The following is a 20,404-nucleotide window of genomic DNA, read 5'->3' as shown; positions in this document are numbered from 1 at the left end:
GCCCATGACCACAGTCCCGCAGGCCGATGCGGAACCCTCCTACATCGTCGGCATAGGCGCTTCCGCCGGGGGACTGGAGGCCATCGAGGCCTTTTTCAAGAGCATGCCGGCGGATACCGGCCTGGCGTTCGTGGTGGTGCAGCATCTTTCCCCCGATCACAAGAGCCTCATGGTGGAGCTGCTCTCCAAGCACACCGCCATGCCGGTGCACCGCATCGAGGAGGGGCTCAGGGTCAAGGCCAACAATATTTACCTGATCCCGCCGCGCACCAACCTGACCCTGTTCCATGGCCGTTTGCTGCTCAACGAGCCGGAGAATCACGAGGTCCTGAACCTTCCCATCGACATCTTCTTCCGCTCCCTGGCCACCGACATGAACGAGCGTGCCGTGGGCATCGTCCTGTCCGGCACCGGCAGCGACGGCACCCGCGGCATCCGCGCCATCAAGGAGCACGGCGGGATGGTGATGGTGCAGGACGAGCACACCGCCAAGTTCGACGGTATGCCGCGCAACGCCATCGCTACAGGGTTGGTGGACTTCATCCTGCCGCCCAAGGAGATGCCTCGCCAGTTGCTGGCTTTCGTCAAGCACCCCTACGCGGTGCAGGACAGCAACGTGCTGGCCACCGAGGACAGCGACCTCACCCGCATCTTTGCCTTGCTGCGCGACAAGCACAAGGTGGACTTCACCCACTACAAGCCCAACACCGTGGTCCGCCGCATCGAGCGGCGTGTGACCATCAACCAGTGCAAGGACCTGAAGGAATACCGGCTGCTGCTGGAGGGCAATTCCCACGAGGTTTCCACCCTCTACCAGGAACTGCTGATCGGCGTCACCAATTTCTTCCGGGACGAGCTGGTCTACGAGGAACTGAGGGGGCGCTGGCTGGACGAGGTGATCCGCACCATCACCAACGACGAGCTGCGGGTCTGGGTGCCCGGCTGTTCCACGGGCGAGGAACCCTATTCCATTGCCATGCTGTTGGCCGAACACCGGGAAAGCTCGGGGCAGCGCTTCAAGGTGAAGATCTTCGCCACGGACGTGGACCAACGCGCGGTGGAGCGGGCCAGCGCCGGTTTCTATCCGGAGAGCATTGCCGCCGACGTGCCCTCCTACCTGCTTGCCAAATACTTCGTGCGCAGGGACGAGAACTTCCAGATCGCCCAGACCATCCGCGAGATGGTGGTGTTCGCGCAGCACGACCTGACCAAGGATCCGCCCTTCACCAATATCCATTTCTTGAGCTGCCGCAACCTGCTCATCTACCTGCAGCCGGTTCTGCAGCGCAAGATACTGGATTTTTTCAATTTCTCCCTGGTCAAGGACGGTATCCTGCTGCTCGGCACCAGCGAGACCATCGGCGAGATGGTGGAGCATTTCGACTTGGTCAGCCCCAAGTCCAAGTTCTACCGTTCCCGGGGCAAGTTCAGGCCCCTAGGGCTGACCTCGGGGGACGGCCTGCCGCTGCTCAATAACACCTTCCGGGTGGTGAACAGCCTTCCGGCCCGCGCCCTGAACCGCTACACCGACGAACGCGTGCTGGAGCGCTTCATCAATGCACTGGCCGGGGATGTGCTGCCTTTCACCATGATCGTCAACGACCAGATGGAGATCACCCATCTATTCGGCGAGTCCCGCGACTACCTGTCCTACCCCAGCGGCAAGCTCATCAGCGACGTGTCGCGCCTGGTCAACAAGGAACTCTCCATTCCCATCGCCACCGGTCTGCAGAAAGTGCTGAAGACCAACGAGGAGATCCTGCTGTCCAACATCCGCCTGCGCGACCGCGAGCGCTGCCGCAGCCTGACCCTGCAGATCCGGCCCTTGCCCGGCAAGAAGGGTCAGGCGCCGCTGTTGGCGGTCATGCTGCGGGAAGCCGGGCATGTGTCCATCAACGACCGCGCCGAGGCGGTTTCCTACGATCTGGACCGCGACGCCGCGCAGCGCATCAATGACCTGGAGCAGGAGCTCACCCTGAGCCGGGAGAACCTTCAGGCGACGGTGGAGGAGCTGGAAACCTCCAACGAGGAGTTGCAGGCCACCAACGAAGAGCTTTTGGCCAGCAACGAGGAACTGCAGAGCACCAACGAGGAGCTGCAGTCGGTGAACGAGGAACTGCACACCGTCAACGCCGAGCTGCAGGGCAAGATCACCGAGTTGACTCTGCTCAACAGCGACCTGCACAACCTGTTCAACAGCACCAGCATCGCTACCCTGTTCCTCGACGAGAACCTGGAGATCCGCCGATTCACCCCCAACCTGCGCGACATTTTCAACATCGTCGAGAGCGACGTGGGACGGCCGTTCTTCCACTTGTCGCACAAGCTCAAGGGCGTGGCCCTGAGTACCTTGGTGGAGCAGGTCAACCAGAACCACCAGGTGTGCGAGCGCGAGGTCCAGCTCAGCGGCGGCGAATGGTATTTGTTGCGGGTGCTGCCCTATGCCGTGGGGACGGCGCTTTATGCGGGGGTGATCCTGACCTTCATCGACATCAACCAGCTCAAGGAGACAGAGCACTCCCTCCAGAAGCAGATTGAGGACGAAAAGTCCCGCCTGGCGGCCTTCGTCAACGACTCCCAGGACGCCATGACCCTGCAGGACATGCAGGGCAATATCCTCACCTGGAACCGCGGCGCGGAGACGCTGTATGGATGGAGCGAGGCCGAGGTGCTGGGCAAGAGTTTCTATACCCTGATCCCGCAGGCTTCGCGCGAAGAGATGGAGACGGTGGTGGCACGCTTGAAGTCCGGCAGCAATTCGTCCCAGTTCAATGCCCAGCGCATCACCAAGGATGGCCGGACCATCACCGTGTCGGTGTCCGCCGCCATTCTGCGGCCCAGCCCCGACACGGGCGAATTCCTGGCGCTGACCGAGCGCGATCTCACCGCCCACCATGAGGCCGAGCGGGCCAACTGCATCGCCTGCATGCAGCGCCTCGCCCTGCAACTGCTGGACGTGCAGGAGGCGATCACCCTGATCGACTTCAATGGCAACGTCCTTGCCTGGAACAAGGGCGCCGAATTGTTGTATGGCTGGACCCAGCAGGAAGCCGCCGGCTTGAATTTCACCTGGCTCATTCCCGAGGAGGATCGGGCAGAGGCCGGCCGCTTTTTCACGGAGCTGACCTCGGGCGAGACCGGCCGCCAGGTACAACAGGTGCGGCGTGTCACCAAGGACGGACGCGCGATTCTGGTGGATATGGTAGCCTCGGTCTTGGGCGACCGTCATGGCGAGCGCATGGTGGTGGTCACCACCGAGCGTCTCAGCCCTTGCGCCGGCTGACCCTTGATGACGACAGACGAATTCTGGGAGGTGTCATGAACAGAGCGGCCTTGGTAATCTGCATGGGCCTGGCGCTGGGCGGCTGCGCGTCCACCCGCCCCGTCCTTTATCCCAACGAGCATTTCAAGACGGTGGGCGAAGATACCGCCCAACTCGACATCGATAACTGCATCCGCATGGCGGAAGCCGCCGGCGCCGATTCCAGCAGCGGCGCTGGCGATGCGGCCGCGCGCACCGCGGGTGGCGCCGCCGTGGGTGCGGCCGCCGGGGCCGTGGGCGGTGCGGTGGTCGGCTCCGCCGCATCGGGTTCAGCCTTTGGCGCCGCCTCCGGCGCCACCTCCGGCCTGTTGTACTGGCTATTCAGCAAGCCGGCGCGCAGTCCTGCTTTCGAGAATTTCGTCAACCGCTGCCTGCAGGAGCGGGGCTACCAGCCGGTAGGTTGGGATTAGCCGGCGTCCGTATCTCCTGAAGGCGCTTGCTGCGGCTCGGGTTCGCCCCAGCCGCCGCCGCCCGGCGTCTCGATCACAAATACATCGCCCGCCGCCATGGACGACGTGCCAATGTGGCCGAGAACCTCGGCGTGGCCGTCTTTTCGTTCGATCCGGTTGATCCCCGCCGCGCCAGCCTCGCCCCCGGCCAGCCCGAAGGCGCCATGACGCCGCCCGTTGCTGAGGATGGATCCTGTCATGGGCTCCAGGAAGCGGATGCGCCGGACCGTCCCTTCGCCTCCACGCCAACGTCCCGCGCCGCCCGAGCCATGACGCAGGCAGAAGCCTTCCACCCGCACCGGAAAGAGCAGTTCCAGTACTTCCGGGTCGGTGAGGCGCGAGTTGGTCATATGGGTCTGCACCGCGCTGGTGCCGTCAAAGCCTGACAGAAGGCGGCCTTCGCCATCGGTGAAGATTCCGGCTCCGGAGCCGCCGGCGATGGTCTCGTAGTACTGATGCCGGTTATCGCCGAAGGTGAAGTTGTTCATGCTGCACTGGCTGGCGGCCATTAGCCCTAAGGCCCCGTACAGCGCGTTGGTGACGCACATGGAGGTTTCCACGTTGCCGGCCACCACCGCCGCCGGCGGCCTGGGATAGAGCAGGCTGCCCTCGGGCACGCGGATCTGCAGAGGCCTCAGACAGCCGGCATTGAGCGGGATCTCGTCGTCCACCAGGGTCCGGAACACGTAAAGCACCGCCGCCAGCGTGGCGGCCTTGGGTGCGTTGAAATTGTCCTCCCGCTGCGTGCTGGTGCCGTTGAAATCGATGACGGCGCTGCGGTTGGGGGCACCCACGGTGAGGCGTACGCGGATCACGGCGCCATTGTCCATGGGCAGTTCGAAGGCGCCATCGCGCAGGGCGGCGATGGCGCGCCGCACCGACTCCTCCGCATTGTCCTGGACGTGGCGCATGTAAGCCGCCACCGTGTCGCGCCCGTAGTGCGCCACCATCGACCGCAGTTCCCGCGCGCCCTTCTCGTTGGCGGCCATCTGGGCCTTGAGGTCCGCCAGGTTCTGGTCGGGATTGCGCGCCGGCCAGGGGCCTGAACCCAGCCGTTCCTGCAGTTCCGCTTCGCGCAGGCGGCCGTCCCGGGCCAGCAGAAAATTGTCGAACAGAATGCCTTCCTCGCTGATATCGCGGGAAAACGGCGGCATCGAACCCGGGGTGATGCCGCCGATGTCCGCATGGTGGCCGCGGCTGGCGACATAGAAGGCCGGGGATTCCGTCGGCGCCAGATGGACCGGGGTGACCACGGTCACGTCGGGCAAATGGGTGCCGCCGTGATAAGGGTCGTTGAGCAGGTAGACGTCGCCGGGCCGCATGGCGGGGTTGGCGGCGATCACCGCCTGGATGGACTCGCTCATGGAGCCCAGGTGCACTGGGATGTGCGGGGCATTGGCGATCAGTTGGCCCTCGGCGTCGAACAGGGCGCAGGAGAAATCCAGCCGCTCCTTGATGTTGACCGAATGGGCGGTGTTCTGCAGCACCAGGCCCATCTGCTCGGCGATGTTCATGAACAGGTTGTTGAAGATTTCCAGCAGCACCGGGTCGGCTGAGGTGCCCAGCGCGACGCGGGGGGGCAGAGGCGCGACGCGCGACAGTTCCAGGGCACCGGAGGGCGTGACCCTCGCTTGCCAGCCCGGGTCCACCACCGTGGTGGCGTTGGCTTCGGCGATGAGGGCGGGGCCTTGCAGGATCTCGCCGGATTTCAGTCTATCCCGCTGGAACACAGGAATGGCGCGCCACGCCGCGTCGCAGTACATCGCGGTCTGCATGACCGGTTGCGGTTCGGGGCCGTCGGAAGTGGATTGATTTTGCTCCGTTGGGCCGAAGTCCGTATCGCCTCCCACCGCTTCCACGGCCACAGCCTCGATCACCAGGGGCCGGCCTGGCAACAGGAAGCCGTAACGCTGCCGGTGCTGCTCATCGAATGCCGCGCGCACGCTGTCCAATCCTCCCATGGGCAGTTCCAGGGCTGTGTCGGTTCCCTGGTAGCGCAGGTGGATGCGCTCGGCGAACCTGATTTGTGAGAGAGGCAGACCTTGCTGCGCCAGTTCCGAGGCGGCTGCTTCGCCCAGTTCCGCCAGGCGGGATGCCGCGTGTGCCAGGCCTTGGTCGTTCAGGGCGCGTTCGATGGAGGCCTCGCGCATGGCACGCTGTTCCGCCAGGCCCATGCCGTAGGCGCTGAGCACGCCGGCCAGGGGGTGAATCAGGATCTTGGTCATGCCCAATTCGTCGGCCACCAGGCAGGCATGCTGGCCCCCGGCGCCGCCGAAGCACTGCAGGGTGTAGGTGGTCACGTCGTAGCCCCGCGCCACGGAGACGCGCTTGATCGCATTGGCCATATTGGCCACGGCGATGCGCAGCGCCCCGGCGGCGGCCTGTTCCGGCGAGAGGGCCGATTCGTGGGTGCTCATCTGGGCGGCCAGTTCGGCAAAGCTGGACTTCGCTGCCTCCCCGTCCAGCGCTTCATCGGCCTTGGGACCGAACACCCGGGGAAACTGGGAGGGCACGATGCGGCCCAACACTAGATTGGCGTCGGTGACGGTCAGCGGCCCGCCGCGGCGGTAGCAGGCCGGGCCCGGATTGGCGCCCGCGGACTCCGGGCCCACGCGCAGTCGCGCGCCGTCGAAGCGGACGATGGAGCCGCCTCCGGCGGCCACGGTGTGGATATTGAGCATGGGCGCGCGCATGCGTACCCCGGCCACCTGGGTGTCGAAGGAGCGCTCCAGCTCTCCGGCAAAATGGCTGACATCGGTGGAGGTGCCGCCCATGTCGAAGCCGATGATGCGGGCGTGGCCCTCGGCCTGGGCAGTGCGCACCATGCCGATAATGCCCCCGGCGGGGCCCGAAAGGATGGCGTCCTTGCCCTGGAAATGCCGGGCTTCCGTGAGGCCGCCGCTGCTCTGCATGAACAGTAACCGCACACCGGGCATATGTCGGCTCAGGCGGTCCACGTAGCGGCGCAGGATGGGGGAGAGATAGGCGTCCACCACCGTCGTGTCGCCGCGGGGAACCAGTTTCAGCAGCGGGCTGACCCGGTGGGACACGCTGATCTGGGTAAAGCCCAACACCTGAGCGATCCGCGCGGCGGCTGACTCGTGGGCCGTGTGCCGCCAGCCGTGGAGGAACACGATAGCGCAGGAACGGAAGCCGTCTGCGTAGGCCTTGCCCAGGTCCGCCTCCAAGCGGGATTCGTTCAGCGGATGCAGCACCTCGCCGTCCGCCCCCACCCGCTCGTCGGCTTCGATCACGCGCTCGTAGAGCAATTCGGGCAACCGGATATGGCGGTCGAACAAGCGCGGACGGGCCTGGGTGCCGATGCGCAAGGCATCGCCGAAGCCTCGCGTGATCACCAGCACGGTGCGCTCGCCCTTGCGCTCCAGCAGGGCATTGGTGGCCACGGTGGTGCCCATCTTCACGCAGTCCACCAAGTCCGGCGTAATCGCCTCGCCGGCTTCCAGTCCCAGCAGGCGGCGCATGCCTTCCAGGGCCGCATCCTCATAGTGCTGTGGGTCTTCAGATAGCAGCTTGGCGGTGACCAGGCCGCCGTCCGGCGCGCGGCCGACGATGTCGGTGAATGTGCCGCCGCGGTCGATCCAGAACTGCCAGCGGCGGGCGGTGGGGGTGCTCATGGGCTCAAGGGCAATGTGTGGCGTCTGCGAAGCAGTATAACGCCTCGGCTCGTGGGGCCCATCGGGTATAATCGGGCCTTTGTCATTGCACGATTTCCATGATCACGCTCTACGGCATCAAGAATTGCGACACGGTGAAGAAGGCCCGCGCCTGGCTGGAGGGCAACGGCCGCGAATACCGCTTCCATGATTTCCGCGTGGACGGCCTGGACCGCGCCTTGCTGGAACGCTTCGAGGCCGTCCTCGGCTGGGAGACCCTTCTCAACCGGCGCGGCACCACCTGGCGCAAGCTGGACGAAGCAAAGCGCGAGAACCTGGACCGAGACAAGGCCCTGCAACTGATGCTGGACCATCCCAGCGTCATCAAGCGACCCGTGCTGGAGACGGCCGGCAAGACCCTGATCGGCTTCACCCCTGAGTCCTACGCGAGCGAACTGTGATGTCCCAGACCCTCGATCTGACCCTGGACCTCATGCGCCGCGAGTCCATCACGCCTGAAGACGCCGGTTGCATGGACCGGGTCATCGCCCGCCTGGAACCCCTGGGCTTCAAGGTGGAGTGGCTGAATTTCGGCGATACCAAGAACATCTGGCTGCGGCGGGGCAGCGAGGTGCCCCTGTTCGTCTTTTTGGGGCACACCGACGTGGTGCCGCCGGGGCCACTGGAGGACTGGTCCTCGCCGCCCTTCGAGCCGGAGATCCGCGACGGCAAACTCTACGGACGCGGCGCCGCCGACATGAAGTCCGGGGTGGCGGCCATGATGACGGCCCTGGAGCGTTTCGTGGCGGCCCATCCCGGCCACCGCGGCTCCATCGCCGTCATGCTCACCAGCGACGAGGAGGGAGCCGCCACCTACGGGGTGGTGAAGGTCGTCGAAACCCTGCAGGCTCGGGGCGAAGCCATCGACTGGTGCCTGATAGGGGAGCCGTCCAGTTTCGACCGGCTCGGCGATACGATCCGCGTGGGCCGGCGGGGATCGCTGTGCGGCGTGCTGCGGGTGTTCGGGGTGCAGGCCCACGTGGCCTACCCGGAGAAGGGCGACAATCCCATCCACCGCTTCGCGCCGGCCCTGGCGGAACTCACGGCGGAAGTTTGGGACACGGGCAATGCATTTTTCCCGCCCACCAGCTTTCAGGTGTCGAACATCCATTCCGGCACCGGGGCGGAGAACGTGATTCCGGGGCGACTGGAGGTGCTGTTCAATTTCCGCTTTTCCACAGCGCTGACGGAAGAGGACATCAAGCGTCGGGTTACCGCCATACTCGACAAACACGGCCTGCGTTATGAATTGAGCTGGCGGTTGTCCGGCGCGCCTTTCCTGACCACCGCGCCGGAGTTGATCGAGGCCACGCAGCAGGCGCTGGAAGCCGTGACGGGCCAAAAGGCGCGGCCCGATACCGGCGGCGGCACCTCCGATGGCCGCTTCATCGCGCCCACCGGCGCGCAGGTGGTGGAACTGGGGCCGCTCAACGGCAGCATCCACAAGATCGACGAGCATGTGCCGGTGGAGGATCTGGACGTGCTGTCGCGTATCTACGAGCAGGTTCTCGTGAACCTGATGGCTTGAGAGGCTGATGATGAAACGAACAACGCTATTGGCTGCCGCTTTGCTGGCAGCCCTGGCTGGCGCCACGGCCCCGGCAGGGGCCGCCAAGAAGGCGACGAAACCCACGGCGGAGCAGGTGGACCGCCAGGCGGTGCTGGACGCCATCGCTCGCATGGACAAGGCCATGGGCGAGCGCAATGCCGCCGCCTACATGGCGCAGATCGACCCTGCGGCGGAGATCCATCTGAACACGCCCACCTCGCAGGGGGCGCAGCAGATGAAATTCAGCTACGAGGAATACCGCCAGATGGTGGCTTCCAGTTTTGCCGACGCCATCTCCTATCAAGTGCGCCGCCAGGACGTGACTGTGACGCCGATGCCCGAAGGCAAGGCCCTGGTCACGGACCTGCTGTTCGAGCACATCGCCATGAAGGGCAAGGAATCCAAGACCATTACCAGCGAGCGCATGCTGTTCGCCCGCCGCGACGGCGTTTACAAGCTCATCGCCTTCGGCGGTAACGTGGTTAGTTCCAGCAAGTGAGGCCCTGCCGCCCCCGGGGCGGCAGCTTTCAGGCTATTTTGTGGCCAGATCGGCCACGGCCTTCTCCAGTTTCTTCAGGCGCGACCACATCTCCGCCAGGCGCGGCACCACCGCCATGTTCTTCAGGTATTCCTTCAGCGGCTGCGTGGGGCCGCCGGCGTACATGCCGGGCTCCTTGATGCTGTTGTGCAGGCCCGCCCGGTGCAGCAACACCGAATCGCTGGCCACGGTCACATGATCCAGCACGCCGGTCTGGCCGGTGGCGATCACCCGCTGCCCGAACTTGCTGGAACCGGAAATGCCGGTGTGGGCGCAGATGATGCAATCCTCTCCGATGTCCACGTTGTGGCCGATGTGGCAGAGGGCGTCGATCACCGCGCCGCTGCGGATGATGGTGGCGCCGTAGGTGCCGCGGTCGATGGTGGTGTTGGCGCCGATGACGACGCGATCCTCCACGATCACCTTGCCGGTGTGGGGAATGCGGTAGTTGTGACGCTTCTCATCCTGGGCGAAGCCAAACCCTTCGGAGCCGATCACGCAGCCGGCCTTGAGCATGCAGTCGGCGCCGATCTCGCAGCCGTGGCTGACCACGCAGCCCGGGTGCAGGATGCTGCGCGCGCCGATGCGGGCGTTGGTTTCCACCACCGCATTGGCCATGAGCACGACGCGTTCTCCTAGCACCACGTTGGCGCCCACCACCACCCCGGGGCCGATGACGGCGCCCTCGGGAACCTGCACGCTGGGGTGGACGGTGGCCGTTGGGTGGATGCGCGGCCATTCGCTGTTGTAGTAGTCGCGATCATCGTAGGCCTGTTTCACCAGGGCGGTGGCCAGCCTGACATTTGCAGCCACCAGCACGGCGATGGCGGTCTCGGCGCCCATCTGGTCGGCGATTTCGGCGGAGGTGATCACTACGGCCGGCTTGCCGGCGCTGACTTGGGGGAGGTACTTCGCATGGTCGACGAACACCAGGTCGCCGGCCGCGCAGTCATCGATGGGGGCGAAGCGCTCGACCCGGTTGTCCGGCCCGCGGTGCTCGGTGATCAGTCCCTTTTCCTTGAAGCGTTGATGGATTTCCGATGCGGTTAACGTCATGTTGGTCTGCTGCAGGTTGATCCTGCCGTGGAGAATACCGGTTCGCGCGATGCGAGGGAATCTCTGAATTGCTCTGCGGGCGGCAGTGTTGCGACTTATAATGCCGCCTCAGGAGTATCGGATGAGGCCCAGAGTTGACGGTAGGCTTCGGGACCTTGGTTCTCACAGGTTTGGTGATCGCGTACAACCCAGAACGACAGGATAGAGACATGAAGACAGAGTTGACGGTCAACGGCATGAAATGCGGCGGATGCGAGAATAATGTGCAGGACACGGTCAAAGGCATGCCTGGCGTCGTGTCCGTCGTCGCCAATCACAAGGAAAGCAAGGTCGAGATCGAATACGAGGAGGGCGTCGCGGACCTGGAGGAAATCCGCGAGGCCATAGCCGGCAAGGGATTCGAAGTGGAGTAAGGCAAAAGCTTGATTTTGGCGGGTGGATCACGTCCAATATCCGGTTTTTCGGGCCGTTTTGCCCGAGTGGGCCGTCCCGGCGGGACCTTTGCGCGCCGCTTCTTCGCGGGGCCGAACCGAGAGCTCCGCCCGCCGCGGCAGGTCTGCTTCAAGGTCATTATCGCCATGAAGGGCTAAGGGCTGCTGCCGACTCTGAACCAGAACAACCAAGGTGACTCCATGAAAACGCCTGTGCACATCGCCATTACCGGTGCGGCGGGGCAGATAAGCTATGCATTGGCATTCCGGTTGATCGCTGGCGATTTGGCGGGACCGGACCAGCCGCTGGTGCTGCATCTGCTGGAAGTGCCGGAGGCGATGTTGCCCATGAAAGGCGTCGCCATGGAACTGATGGACTGTGCATCACCCCTGCTGGCGGATGTGATCATCTCCTCCGATCCGCGGGAGGCCTTCGACGGCGCGGACCTGGTGTTTTTGATCGGCGCCAAGCCGCGCGGTCCGGGCATGGAGCGGCGCGACCTGTTGCAGATCAACGCGGAGATCTTCGCGGTTCAGGGGCAGGCCCTGAATCAGGCTGCCAAGCGCGGCGTCAAGGTGCTGGTGGTCGGCAACCCGGCCAACACCAATGCCATGATTGCTCTGCGCAATGCGCCCGATCTGGCGCCGGAGAATTTCTCGGCCATGACCCGCCTGGATCACAATCGCGCCGTGAGCCAACTGGCGTCCCACTGCGGTTGCGGCACCGGCGCCATCAGCCGGGTCGCAGTCTGGGGCAATCATTCCATCACCCAGTACCCGGATTTGCATCACGCGCGGGTGAGCGGGGCGCCTGCCCTGGAGCAGGTGGAGCAGGACTGGTTCCGCAACCAGTTCATCCCGGTGGTGCAGAAGCGCGGGGCTGCCGTCATCGAGGCGCGGGGCAAGTCCAGCGCCGCCTCGGCCGCGCATGCCGCTCTGGAGTGCATGCGTGATTGGATGTTCGGCACGCCCGCGGACGACTGGGTGAGCATGGCGGTGGTGAGCGATGGCAGCTACGGCGTGACGCCCGGCCTGGTCTATTCCTTTCCCGTCACGGTGGCAGACGGCCGCTACGCCATCGTGCCCGAATTGCCCATCAACCAGTTCAGCCATGTGCGCATGCATCTGACCGAAGCCGAACTGATCGCCGAGCGCGACATGGTGCAGCATTTGTTCCGCTATTGAAGCCGGCTGCCGCCCGAATTTCATCCTCAGCCTACCAGTGACAAACTCGATCATGAAAGACACAGCACGCGCATGGCTCATCGCATTGGCCGGAATACTGAGCGCCCCGGCCTGGTCTGACGATCACCCCGAACTCACCGCTGCCGACGAGGCCTATTCCAGCGAAGATTTCGAACTGGCGGCCCGGCTCTACCGCAAGGATGCCGAACTGGGCGTCGTCGCGGCCCAGGTCAATCTGGCATTTCTCTATCTGGACGGGCAGGGCGTTGCCCAGGACTACCATCAGGCGGCTACCTGGTTCCTGCGCGCCGCGGAGCAGGGGAACAGGGAAGCCCAGGACAATATGGGCGCTCTGTATCAGGACGGGAAAGGCGTGGGAAAGGATCTGGTGGAAGCCGACAAATGGTTCATTCTCGCGGGGGCCAAGGACAAGGCTGCCAGCCTGGAGAAGCAGATGAGTCAGGAACAGGTGGCCGAGGCTCGCAGGCGCGCTACCGATTGGCTGAACAAGGCGGGCAAGAACGGCCCGCGCTGAGCCCGTTTCACCGGGCCAGGGCTTCCGCCAAGGCCTCCAACTCGTCCCAGCGGGCGTAAGCCTGTTCCAGGTCTTGCGCCAGGGTTTCCGCTTCGGCCAGGACGCTTTTTACCGTCTCGGGGCTTTCCTTGTAGAAATCCGCTGCGTTGATCCGCGCGTTCAACGCAGACTGCCTCCCCTCCAACTCCTCGATGCGGGCGGGCAGGGCTTCCAGTTCCTTCTGTTCCTTATAGCTCAGCTTTTTCTTTGCGCTGGGGATAGCGGCCTCGGCAGCCTTCGATTGTGAGGGAGAGGGCGGGATGTCGGCCTTGTCTTGCGCCTTGCCGCGGGATGAGTACGCCAGCCAGTCCGAGTAACCGCCCACAAACTCGCCGATGCGCCCGCCGCCCTCGAACACCAGGGTGCTGGTGACCACATTGTCCAGGAACGTCCGGTCGTGGCTGACCAGGAGCAGGCTGCCGTCGAAGTTGGCGAGCAGATCTTCCAGCAGTTCCAGGGTTTCCACGTCGAGATCGTTGGTGGGCTCGTCCATGACCAGCAGGTTGCAGGGCTTGCTGAACAAGCGGGCAAGCAGGGCGCGATTGCGTTCGCCGCCGGACAGGCTCCTGACTGGCGAGCGGGCCCGCGCCGGGGGGAATAGGAAGTTGCCGAGATAGGACATGATGTGCAGGCGCTGGCCGTTGATGTCCAGGTAATCCTTGCCTTCGCTTACGGCATCGGCCAGGGTGGCGTCGGGATCGAGCTGCGCCCTTAGCTGATCGAAATAGGCGATGTTGAGGCGGGTACCGTGACGCACACTCCCGGACTGCGGCTCGAGTTGCTTGAGCAGTATCTGCAGCAGGGTGGACTTGCCGACACCGTTGGGACCGATCAGGCCGACCCGGTCGCCGCGCAGAAGGGTGGTCGAAAAGTCCCGGATGATGGTATCGCCGCCGTAGGCGAAGTTCACGTTCTCCGCTTCGATCACCAGCTTGCCGGAGCGTTCCGACTGTTCCAGTTCCAGTTTGGCCTGTCCCTGCTGCAGCCGGCGCTGCGATCGCTCGACCCGCAGTTGCTTGAGCGCCCGCACCCGGCCTTCGTTGCGGGTGCGGCGGGCCTTGATGCCCTGGCGTATCCAGGCTTCCTCCTGCGCCAGTTTCTTGTCGAACTCGGCGTTGTGCCGGGCTTCCTCCTCCAGGGCCGCCGCCTTTTTTTCCAGGTAGTCGGCATAGTCGCCGGGCCAGGAGGTCAGGCGTCCACGGTCCAGATCCACGATGCGGGTGGCGATCTTCTGCAGAAAGGCGCGGTCATGGGTGATGAGCAGCACCGCGCCGCCGAATTGCAGCAGTTGGTCCTCCAGCCAGAGGATGCTTTCAAGGTCCAGATGGTTGGTGGGTTCGTCCAGCAGCAACACCTCGGGCTCGACCACCAGCGCTCGGGCCAGCGCGACGCGCCGCCGCCAGCCGCCGGAAAGGCCAGCCACTGCCTGATCGCCGGGCAGGGCCAGGCGGCTGAGGGTGTGCTCGACTCGTTGCTGCAGGCGCCAGCCGTCCCGGCTCTCCAGTTCGTGCTGCAGCCGTCCCAGTTCCGCCAGGGCGGCCGTGTCGGCGTGCACCTGCTCGGACAGGCGATGGTATTCGGCGATCCAGTGGCCGACATCACCCAGGGCATCTGCCACGGCATCGTAGATCGTGGCCTGTTCCGGCAGTCGCGGTTCCTGCTCCAGCAGGGCGATGCGGGTGCCCGGCTGTATCCACAACTCACCGCTGTCGGTGGGCACCTGGCCGGCGATGGCCTTGAGCAGGGTGGATTTACCTTCGCCATTGCGGCCGATGAGTCCGACGCGCTCGCCGGGATCGAGCTGGAAGTCGGCATGGTCGAGCACCGGCTGGACGCCGAAGGCGATGGATACTGCAGAAAGGCGAACGAAAGGCATGGGAAGGACGGGGGATGAAATAGGGCCCGTAGTTTACCGTAAGCCCGGTCGCATTGCCGCGCAGCCTAGTCCGGAAGGCCGGTCATGGGTTGCAGGTAGAGGTTTTCGATGAACAGGTCCTCGAACTCCAGGGAGTCCCCCAGGTTGATCAGTATGCTGCGATTGCGGATGGCTGCCAGGGCAGGGAAGGGTTTGGGATTCAGCAGCAGGTGCTCGCAGCCTGCCAGGGCCGCATCGCCCGCCAGCCGGATGCGCTGCGCCGGGATCGGCGGCAACAGCCCGATCTCCTGCGCATGGCCGATATGCAGGCATTGGCCGAAGGCGCCCGATACGAATAACTGCGGGATGTCGGCGAGGTTCAGCCCGGTGCGTTGTAAAAGGAAATGCATGGCCGCGGCCATAGCGCCCTTGCCGCGTTGGAAGCTGTCGATATCGCGCTTGCGCAAGTTCACGCCCGGCAGTTCCGGCGATATCGGCAGCCCTTCCTGGGACACGGGGCCAGTGAAGCGGCCGACGCGGTCCACCTGGTCGCGTCCGCGCAACATGGCTATCAGATCCACCAGACCCGAGCCGCAAAGACCCCGGGGCCGGCCGCCACCGATCACATTCAGGCGCAGCGCGCCGCTCGGATCGGTGGAGATCCGGATCACGGCCCCGCTCCTGGCAGGCAGGATGCCAGGGCCAGCGAAGGCGCAGCCGCCGGGCGTCGAGGTCACCCACAGCACCTTTCCATCCCACAGGGCAATCTCGGTGTTGGTGCCGAAGTCCAGCAGCAGACTACCCGCAGGCGCCTGTAACAGTTTCACCGCGAGCACGTTGGCCAGCAGGTCGGACCCGACGAAGCCGCCCAGCGGCTGGATCAGTGCAATCCGTGCGTTTTCCGCGAGTCCCCAGCGTCGAGCCAGTTCCCCGCTGTCCAGCAGGCGGCAGACGATTTCACGCTTCCAGTAGTCCGGCTGCAAAAGCAGATCGCCATTCTCGCCGGAAAACAGCGACAGCATGGCGGTATTGCCGACCACGGCGAGCTTCCGAATTCGTCGGAGGTCCGCGTCACACTGCTGCGAGATCAGCGCCAGGCCCTCGCCCAGAGCCGTTTGGACCCGTTCGGCCAATTCAAGCGCCTTTTCACGGGATTCGCGAGCCTCCGCCAGCCGTGACAGGATGTTGGTTCCAAAGACCACCTGCGGATTGGTGCCGGCCAGCGCAGCGAGACGGCGCCTGGCACGAAGGTCCCAGAGGGCCATGCGCAGCTGGGTGGTGCCGAGGTCGACGGCGATGCCGAGGCCCGATTGGCCGACGGGACGAGTGTCCACGGGGCAGGGTGGCGGCGAAAACGGGCTTTCGTCTTCCAGGGCGAGCGGATGCCAGTCAGCGGTTTCTGACGATGAGTTCGACATCAGGATAGGCGTCCGGGCCCGCTGTCCATGCCTTGCGTGTTGATCTGGCACGCGATGATCGCGGTCATTCGATCCTCCATTTTTACTCTATGCTCTATTGAGAATAGCCCGAGAGGCGGGTGTGAGGTACGCAAGGTGCCGGCCCGTCGCCGCAGAGAGGTGTGCCATGCAGCTGGAGTGGAACGACGACCTGGCAATCGGCAATCATTTGATCGATGCCGAGCACCATTTTTTTCTCGACCTGGTCAAGAACATCGCCTTCAGCGTTGAGGCCGAGGCCCACAGCGACTATATTGTCCAGCTGCTGGTGGAACTGGAAAAATATGCCGATTTCCACTTCTGCAGCGAAGAAAACATCATGCTGAGCTGCGGTTATCCGGATCTGGTGCTCCATGCCGAGATTCACCGGCACCTGCTCAAGAAGCTGGAGGAAAAGATCGAGCGCTACAAGGCCGGCGAAGTCGAGGCCTGCGATGTGCTCGAGTTCTTGGGGAGCTGGTTCCTGATGCACACCGCGCATGAGGATAAGAAGATCGCCGAGCACATACGCAAGGAATTGGAGGGCGGTTTTCCGGATATCTTGGTCGGCGGCGAAAGCTTTTAGGCGTGCTCAACGCCCGACGATTCGTGCCATTTCCAGCAGGCTCGCGGGAATCAACTGCACCTGATGGTGCCACAGTGGCAGGCTCACAGCCGCAGCCAGGGTGGTCAGCGCCACGGACATGGCGTAGAAGGCGGTGTCCAGTTTGTAGCGGTCGCAGAATACGATCCCCAGCAGCATGCTGGGCATGGCGGCCTCCAGAACGAGTGCGTTCAGCTTGTCCCCGGTGAAACCGAGTGAGGCGCCCAGCGCCAGGCCGAGCAGTGGCACCAGTGCCAGCCTCGAGGCGATGACCGCCGCTGACAGCGCGGCATTGTGCCAGCGCCACGATTCCAGCCGAAGGCCCAATCCCAATGAAATCAGCATGAGCGGCACAACGGCGGCGGACAGTTTTTGCAAGGGTCCCAAAAGCCAATCGGGTATGGTCAGGCCAGTCCGGTTGAGCAGGATGGCGGCAAACGCGGACCACAGGGGGGGATTGCGCAACAGCGAATGCCAGGCGGGTCGGCTGTGGGCGCCGGTCTCCTCGCCGAAGCGCCGCGCCACCAGCACGCCGACCGTCAGGGCCACGGGCATCACGGCGAACAGATCGATCTGAATGACGAGGGAGCGAGTCCAGGGGCCGAAGGTCTGCTCCAGCAGGGGAAGTCCCAGATAGGTGACATTGGGGAAGGCCACTGCCAGAATAGCCGCGCCCCGCGTGCGCGGGCCGCATCGCAAGAACCTGGTCAGGACGACAAAAAGAATGATCCCAGCAAGCACCACCAGGCATCCGTACAGGGCTATCAGAACGGATTCGAAACCGATGTTCGCCTGCCACAGCACCATCAGCACCATGGCCGGCATCAGCAGGTTGAACACCAAGGTGGTAAGCGCCTTGCGCATCAGGTCGGCATCCAGACCACCCGGCTTTATAATGCGCCAAAAAACGCCGGCGAAAATCAAGATCGCCATCTGCCCCATTACTGCAACCATGTCCATCCTTTCACGCCGGCTCAAGCCATTAGTTTAAACAAGGCGAGACCGGTCGGTGGATTTCGATTACCTGTCCAAGGAGTATTCATGACCCAGTTCCTCTCCCATAAGCCCATTCCCGCGCGTGAGCGTTTGATCATGGCCTTGGACTTGCCGAGTATCGAGGAAGCCAAGGCCCTGGTGGAGGAGTTGGGCGATAGCGTCGTCTTTTACAAGGTCGGGCTGGAATTGTTCATGAGCGGGGACTATTTCGGCTTGATCCATTGGCTACAGGCCCGTGGCAAGAAGGTCTTCGTCGACCTGAAGTTCTTCGATGTGCCTGAAACGGTGGCCCGTGCCGTGCGTGCTCTGAGCAACACGGGCGTGGACTTCGCCACGGTGCACGGCAACGACGCCATCATGCGGGCGGCGGCGCGCGAAAAGGGTGATGTGAAGATTTTGGCCGTTACCGTGCTCACCAGCCTGGACCGCGGCGACCTGGACGATCTGGGGTTCTCCTGCGACATTGGCCAGTTGGTGCTGTCACGGGCCCGCCGCGCGCTGGCCGCAGGCTGCGACGGCGTCATTTCGTCGGGGCTGGAGGTGCCGTTTCTCCGTCAGGAGGTGGATCACAAACTGCTGGTGGTTTCTCCCGGCATCCGTCCGGTGGATAACCGGCCTGCCGACGACCAGAAGCGCGTCGTGACCGTTGAGCAGGCTTTCCGCAATGGCGCCGACTATATCGTGGTGGGGCGTCCGATTCGTGATGCTGAACATCCGAAAGAAGCTGCTGAAATCGCACAGCAACAGATTATATCTGTATTTCAGTAAGTTAGTTTCATGTGGTGGCGGTGGCCGATGCGCAGGGGTGTGTGATATGACTTATTGGTGTGTCATATGACACAATTGCGCTCTGTTTGGCTCAGCTGGATCCAAGGAAAGTCCCAGGCACTATGCACCATCTAGAGAGCGGCTTCAGCACGTCCTACCTCGTGGCTCTGGTCATGGGGTTGTTCAGCGCCTTGCACTGCCTGAGTATGTGCGGGTCCATCATCGGATCGCTGACATTGAGCTTGCGCCGGGAGATTCGCGAGAACAAGGCGCAGCTACTGCCCTTTGTTTTCAGCTACAACCTGGGCCGTATTACCAGTTACGCCATGGGCGGATTCTTCGCCGGACTGCTGCATAACGTGCTGATGCTGCCTCTGGGCGAAGGGCAGGGTCACCGCATTCTGCAGATCATCTCCGCGCTGATCATGGCCGGCGCAGGGCTGCACATTGCGGGCTGGTTTCCCCGCTTCGCCTACATCGAAAAGGCTGGAGCCGTGGTCTGGCGGTTGATCGAGCCCTACGGACGGCGCCTGATTCCGGTTGAAACGCTGGGTCAGGCTTACGTGTTCGGAATGATCTGGGGTTGGCTGCCCTGCGGCCTCGTTTACGCCGCCCTCACCCTGGCGACGACTGCTGGCAATGAGGTCCGCAGCACGCTGACCATGCTCGCATTTGGCTTAGGTACTTTACCTGCGGTTATTGGGGTTGGTATTATGACCAGCCTGATGATGCGGTTATCCAGTATGAGGAAGTTCCGGCAGCTCGCTGGGGTCTCGTTGATCCTGCTTGCCCTGCTGGCTGCGTTCCCCTGGCTGAATCCAATGGTATTACACGAGTTACATGGCAGAGGGTGAGCTTATGTTTGAGGCACTGATTGGGCAGTCACCTAATTTTGAAGCACTCTTGAGAAGTGCCAGCATGGTCGCGGCGACGGACGTCACCGTGCTGATTGTAGGTGAAACTGGAACCGGCAAGGAGGTTCTGGCCAGTGCGCTCCAACAACACAGCCCTCGAAGCGACAAGCCGTTCATTACCCTGAACTGCGCGGCGCTGCCAGAGGCCATCGCCGAATCGGAACTGTTCGGCCACCGCAAGGGCGCCTTTACCGGTGCCGTTTCCAACCAGATCGGTCGCTTGCACGCGGCGGATGGTGGTACGCTGTTCCTCGATGAAGTGGACTCCTTGCCGCTGCCACTGCAGGCCAAGCTGTTGCGCTTTCTGGAAACCGGCGAGATCCAACCGGTTGGCGACACCCATACGCTTACCGTGGATGTTCGCATCATTGCGGCCACCAACGCGAATCTGGAAGACAAGATCGCCCGTGGCGAGTTCCGGCGTGACCTGTTTTACCGCCTGAACGTGGTGCCCCTTGAAATTCCTCCCCTGCGTGACCGCCTGGGCGACATTCAGCTGTTGCTCACTCATTTCGTCAAGCGCTTCGCAGCGGACCATAACCTGCCGGTGGTTAATTTTGGCAAATCCGCGATGTCGCGGCTGCACGCGTATCCGTGGCCGGGAAATGTCCGCGAGTTGCGCAATGTGTGCGAGCGGCTTTCCATCCTGCTGGCCGGCCGCATCATTGAGGAAGGCAATTTGCCCGCTGAGTTCATCAATCGTGCGCCAGCGCAGAAGTCCATATTCGCGCTGCCGGAATTGGGCATCGAGTTGGAGAAGGTTGAAATCGACCTGATCCAGCAGGCTTTGACCCGAACCAACGGCAATCGCAGCCGTTCTGCCCGTCTCCTCGGTATTTCGCGCGACACTTTGCTGTACCGCATGCAGAAATACGGTATCAGCTGAAGTAGCGAGCCGTTGCCTGGTTAGAGAAAACGCCTCCTTCGTGGAGGCGTTTCTCGTTTCAGGACCTTGAGAATATCGGGGCCGCTTTGGGAAGCTTTGAGTTTGATCGAGCTGTCATCTTCAGGCAGGCTTGCCTGATGTAAGATTAGCGACGCGCCTGGCAGAGT

17 protein-coding genes are annotated in these 20,404 nt (G+C 63.5%); 12 read left to right on the top strand and 5 right to left on the bottom strand.

The genetic code is table 11. From position 1 onward, the window contains the following. The first annotated feature begins 4 nt into the window (after positions 1–4). Positions 5–3,283 carry a chemotaxis protein CheB gene (locus EK23_RS02240; RefSeq protein ID WP_045223609.1) on the top strand — a complete coding sequence of 1,093 codons (3,279 nt, stop codon included), beginning with the start codon at positions 5–7 and terminating at the stop codon, positions 3,281–3,283. A 35-nt stretch (positions 3,284–3,318) separates the two neighbouring features. Further along, positions 3,319–3,732 carry a glycine zipper family protein gene (locus EK23_RS02235; RefSeq protein ID WP_045223608.1) on the top strand — a complete coding sequence of 138 codons (414 nt, stop codon included), beginning with the start codon at positions 3,319–3,321 and terminating at the stop codon, positions 3,730–3,732. Here the strand turns inward: EK23_RS02235 and EK23_RS02230 are convergent. Then, the gene (locus EK23_RS02230; protein ID WP_045223607.1) at positions 3,729–7,406 is read right to left on the bottom strand and encodes a hydantoinase B/oxoprolinase family protein; all 3,678 of its coding nucleotides are present in this window, start codon (positions 7,404–7,406) and stop codon (positions 3,729–3,731) included. The two genes, EK23_RS02235 and EK23_RS02230, sit on opposite strands and share 4 nt — an antisense overlap. A 98-nt stretch (positions 7,407–7,504) precedes the next feature. On the opposite strand from EK23_RS02230, the gene EK23_RS02225 reads away from it, so the two are divergent. From EK23_RS02225 to EK23_RS02215, 3 genes are read left to right on the top strand one after another with little or no spacing between them, the layout of a single operon-like run. Further along, entirely contained in the window at positions 7,505–7,846 is a 342-nt protein-coding gene (locus EK23_RS02225) for an ArsC family reductase (protein ID WP_045223606.1), read from the top strand. Beyond that, entirely contained in the window at positions 7,846–8,973 is a 1,128-nt protein-coding gene (gene dapE / locus EK23_RS02220) for a succinyl-diaminopimelate desuccinylase (protein ID WP_045223605.1), read from the top strand. The genes EK23_RS02225 and dapE overlap by 1 nt, the downstream gene beginning before the upstream one ends. Before the next feature lie 7 nt (positions 8,974–8,980). Continuing rightward, complete coding sequence (locus tag EK23_RS02215) at positions 8,981–9,493, top strand: nuclear transport factor 2 family protein (RefSeq protein WP_145998529.1); 513 nt, start codon at positions 8,981–8,983, stop codon at positions 9,491–9,493. Between the two features lie 33 nt (positions 9,494–9,526). Here the strand turns inward: EK23_RS02215 and lpxD are convergent, their stop codons facing one another. Further along, positions 9,527–10,588 carry a UDP-3-O-(3-hydroxymyristoyl)glucosamine N-acyltransferase gene (lpxD, locus tag EK23_RS02210; RefSeq protein ID WP_045223603.1) on the bottom strand — a complete coding sequence of 354 codons (1,062 nt, stop codon included), beginning with the start codon at positions 10,586–10,588 and terminating at the stop codon, positions 9,527–9,529. A 209-nt stretch (positions 10,589–10,797) separates the two neighbouring features. Here lpxD and EK23_RS02205 point away from each other — a divergent pair, with 209 nt between their 5' ends. The 3 genes from EK23_RS02205 (at position 10,798) to EK23_RS02195 (ending at position 12,739) form a co-directional block, all read left to right on the top strand. After that, positions 10,798–11,001, top strand: a complete 204-nt coding sequence (locus EK23_RS02205; RefSeq protein ID WP_045223602.1) for a heavy-metal-associated domain-containing protein — start codon at positions 10,798–10,800, stop codon at positions 10,999–11,001. A gap of 219 nt (positions 11,002–11,220) precedes the next feature. Further along, a complete protein-coding gene (locus EK23_RS02200) occupies positions 11,221–12,204 on the top strand; it encodes a malate dehydrogenase (protein ID WP_045223601.1) in 984 nt (327 codons plus the stop codon). A 52-nt stretch (positions 12,205–12,256) separates the two neighbouring features. Beyond that, the gene (locus tag EK23_RS02195; RefSeq protein WP_082053864.1) at positions 12,257–12,739 is read left to right on the top strand and encodes a tetratricopeptide repeat protein; all 483 of its coding nucleotides are present in this window, start codon (positions 12,257–12,259) and stop codon (positions 12,737–12,739) included. 7 nt (positions 12,740–12,746) lie between these two features. On the opposite strand, the gene EK23_RS02190 is transcribed toward EK23_RS02195, so the two are convergent. Both EK23_RS02190 and EK23_RS02185 read right to left on the bottom strand, forming a co-directional pair. Beyond that, positions 12,747–14,654, bottom strand: a complete 1,908-nt coding sequence (locus tag EK23_RS02190) for an ATP-binding cassette domain-containing protein (protein ID WP_045223600.1) — start codon at positions 14,652–14,654, stop codon at positions 12,747–12,749. Positions 14,655–14,719: 65 nt separating this feature from the next. Continuing rightward, complete coding sequence (locus EK23_RS02185; RefSeq protein ID WP_082053863.1) at positions 14,720–16,051, bottom strand: ASKHA domain-containing protein; 1,332 nt, start codon at positions 16,049–16,051, stop codon at positions 14,720–14,722. A gap of 166 nt (positions 16,052–16,217) precedes the next feature. Here EK23_RS02185 and EK23_RS02180 point away from each other — a divergent pair, with 166 nt between their 5' ends. Then, positions 16,218–16,655: a bacteriohemerythrin gene (locus EK23_RS02180; RefSeq protein WP_045223599.1), complete on the top strand. Its 438-nt coding sequence runs from the start codon at positions 16,218–16,220 to the stop codon at positions 16,653–16,655. Between the two features lie 6 nt (positions 16,656–16,661). Here the strand turns inward: EK23_RS02180 and EK23_RS02175 are convergent, their stop codons facing one another. Continuing rightward, on the bottom strand, positions 16,662–17,627 hold the full coding sequence (locus tag EK23_RS02175; protein WP_045223946.1) for an AEC family transporter: 966 nt from the start codon (positions 17,625–17,627) through the stop codon (positions 16,662–16,664). 87 nt (positions 17,628–17,714) lie between these two features. Here EK23_RS02175 and pyrF point away from each other — a divergent pair, with 87 nt between their 5' ends. From pyrF to EK23_RS02160, 3 genes are all read left to right on the top strand, one after another. Continuing rightward, positions 17,715–18,437: an orotidine-5'-phosphate decarboxylase gene (pyrF, locus tag EK23_RS02170; protein ID WP_045223598.1), complete on the top strand. Its 723-nt coding sequence runs from the start codon at positions 17,715–17,717 to the stop codon at positions 18,435–18,437. A gap of 173 nt (positions 18,438–18,610) precedes the next feature. Beyond that, positions 18,611–19,291: a sulfite exporter TauE/SafE family protein gene (locus tag EK23_RS02165; protein WP_045223945.1), complete on the top strand. Its 681-nt coding sequence runs from the start codon at positions 18,611–18,613 to the stop codon at positions 19,289–19,291. A gap of 4 nt (positions 19,292–19,295) precedes the next feature. Continuing rightward, entirely contained in the window at positions 19,296–20,237 is a 942-nt protein-coding gene (locus tag EK23_RS02160; protein WP_045223597.1) for a sigma-54 interaction domain-containing protein, read from the top strand. Positions 20,238–20,404 lie beyond the last annotated feature (167 nt).

The sequence above is a fragment of the Methyloterricola oryzae genome (assembly GCF_000934725.1).
Lineage (GTDB): Bacteria > Pseudomonadota > Gammaproteobacteria > Methylococcales > Methylococcaceae > Methyloterricola > Methyloterricola oryzae.
This window is presented reverse-complemented; position numbering and strand designations above follow the sequence as displayed.

Bases quoted from the DNA above. Each gene is read 5' to 3' on its own strand.
- EK23_RS02180 (WP_045223599.1), top strand. From the start codon at position 16,218: ATGCAGCTGGAGTGGAACGACGACCTGGCAATCGGCAATCATTTGATC.
- EK23_RS02235 (WP_045223608.1), top strand. From the start codon at position 3,319: ATGAACAGAGCGGCCTTGGTAATCTGCATGGGCCTGGCGCTGGGCGGC.
- EK23_RS02165 (WP_045223945.1), top strand. From the start codon at position 18,611: ATGGGGTTGTTCAGCGCCTTGCACTGCCTGAGTATGTGCGGGTCCATC.
- EK23_RS02190 (WP_045223600.1), bottom strand. From the start codon at position 14,654: ATGCCTTTCGTTCGCCTTTCTGCAGTATCCATCGCCTTCGGCGTCCAG.
- EK23_RS02185 (WP_082053863.1), bottom strand. From the start codon at position 16,051: ATGTCGAACTCATCGTCAGAAACCGCTGACTGGCATCCGCTCGCCCTG.
- EK23_RS02215 (WP_145998529.1), top strand. From the start codon at position 8,981: ATGATGAAACGAACAACGCTATTGGCTGCCGCTTTGCTGGCAGCCCTG.
- EK23_RS02160 (WP_045223597.1), top strand. From the start codon at position 19,296: ATGTTTGAGGCACTGATTGGGCAGTCACCTAATTTTGAAGCACTCTTG.
- EK23_RS02205 (WP_045223602.1), top strand. From the start codon at position 10,798: ATGAAGACAGAGTTGACGGTCAACGGCATGAAATGCGGCGGATGCGAG.
- EK23_RS02225 (WP_045223606.1), top strand. From the start codon at position 7,505: ATGATCACGCTCTACGGCATCAAGAATTGCGACACGGTGAAGAAGGCC.
- dapE (WP_045223605.1), top strand. From the start codon at position 7,846: ATGTCCCAGACCCTCGATCTGACCCTGGACCTCATGCGCCGCGAGTCC.
- EK23_RS02230 (WP_045223607.1), bottom strand. From the start codon at position 7,406: ATGAGCACCCCCACCGCCCGCCGCTGGCAGTTCTGGATCGACCGCGGC.
- EK23_RS02195 (WP_082053864.1), top strand. From the start codon at position 12,257: ATGAAAGACACAGCACGCGCATGGCTCATCGCATTGGCCGGAATACTG.
- lpxD (WP_045223603.1), bottom strand. From the start codon at position 10,588: ATGACGTTAACCGCATCGGAAATCCATCAACGCTTCAAGGAAAAGGGA.
- EK23_RS02240 (WP_045223609.1), top strand. From the start codon at position 5: ATGACCACAGTCCCGCAGGCCGATGCGGAACCCTCCTACATCGTCGGC.
- EK23_RS02200 (WP_045223601.1), top strand. From the start codon at position 11,221: ATGAAAACGCCTGTGCACATCGCCATTACCGGTGCGGCGGGGCAGATA.
- pyrF (WP_045223598.1), top strand. From the start codon at position 17,715: ATGACCCAGTTCCTCTCCCATAAGCCCATTCCCGCGCGTGAGCGTTTG.
- EK23_RS02175 (WP_045223946.1), bottom strand. From the start codon at position 17,627: ATGGTTGCAGTAATGGGGCAGATGGCGATCTTGATTTTCGCCGGCGTT.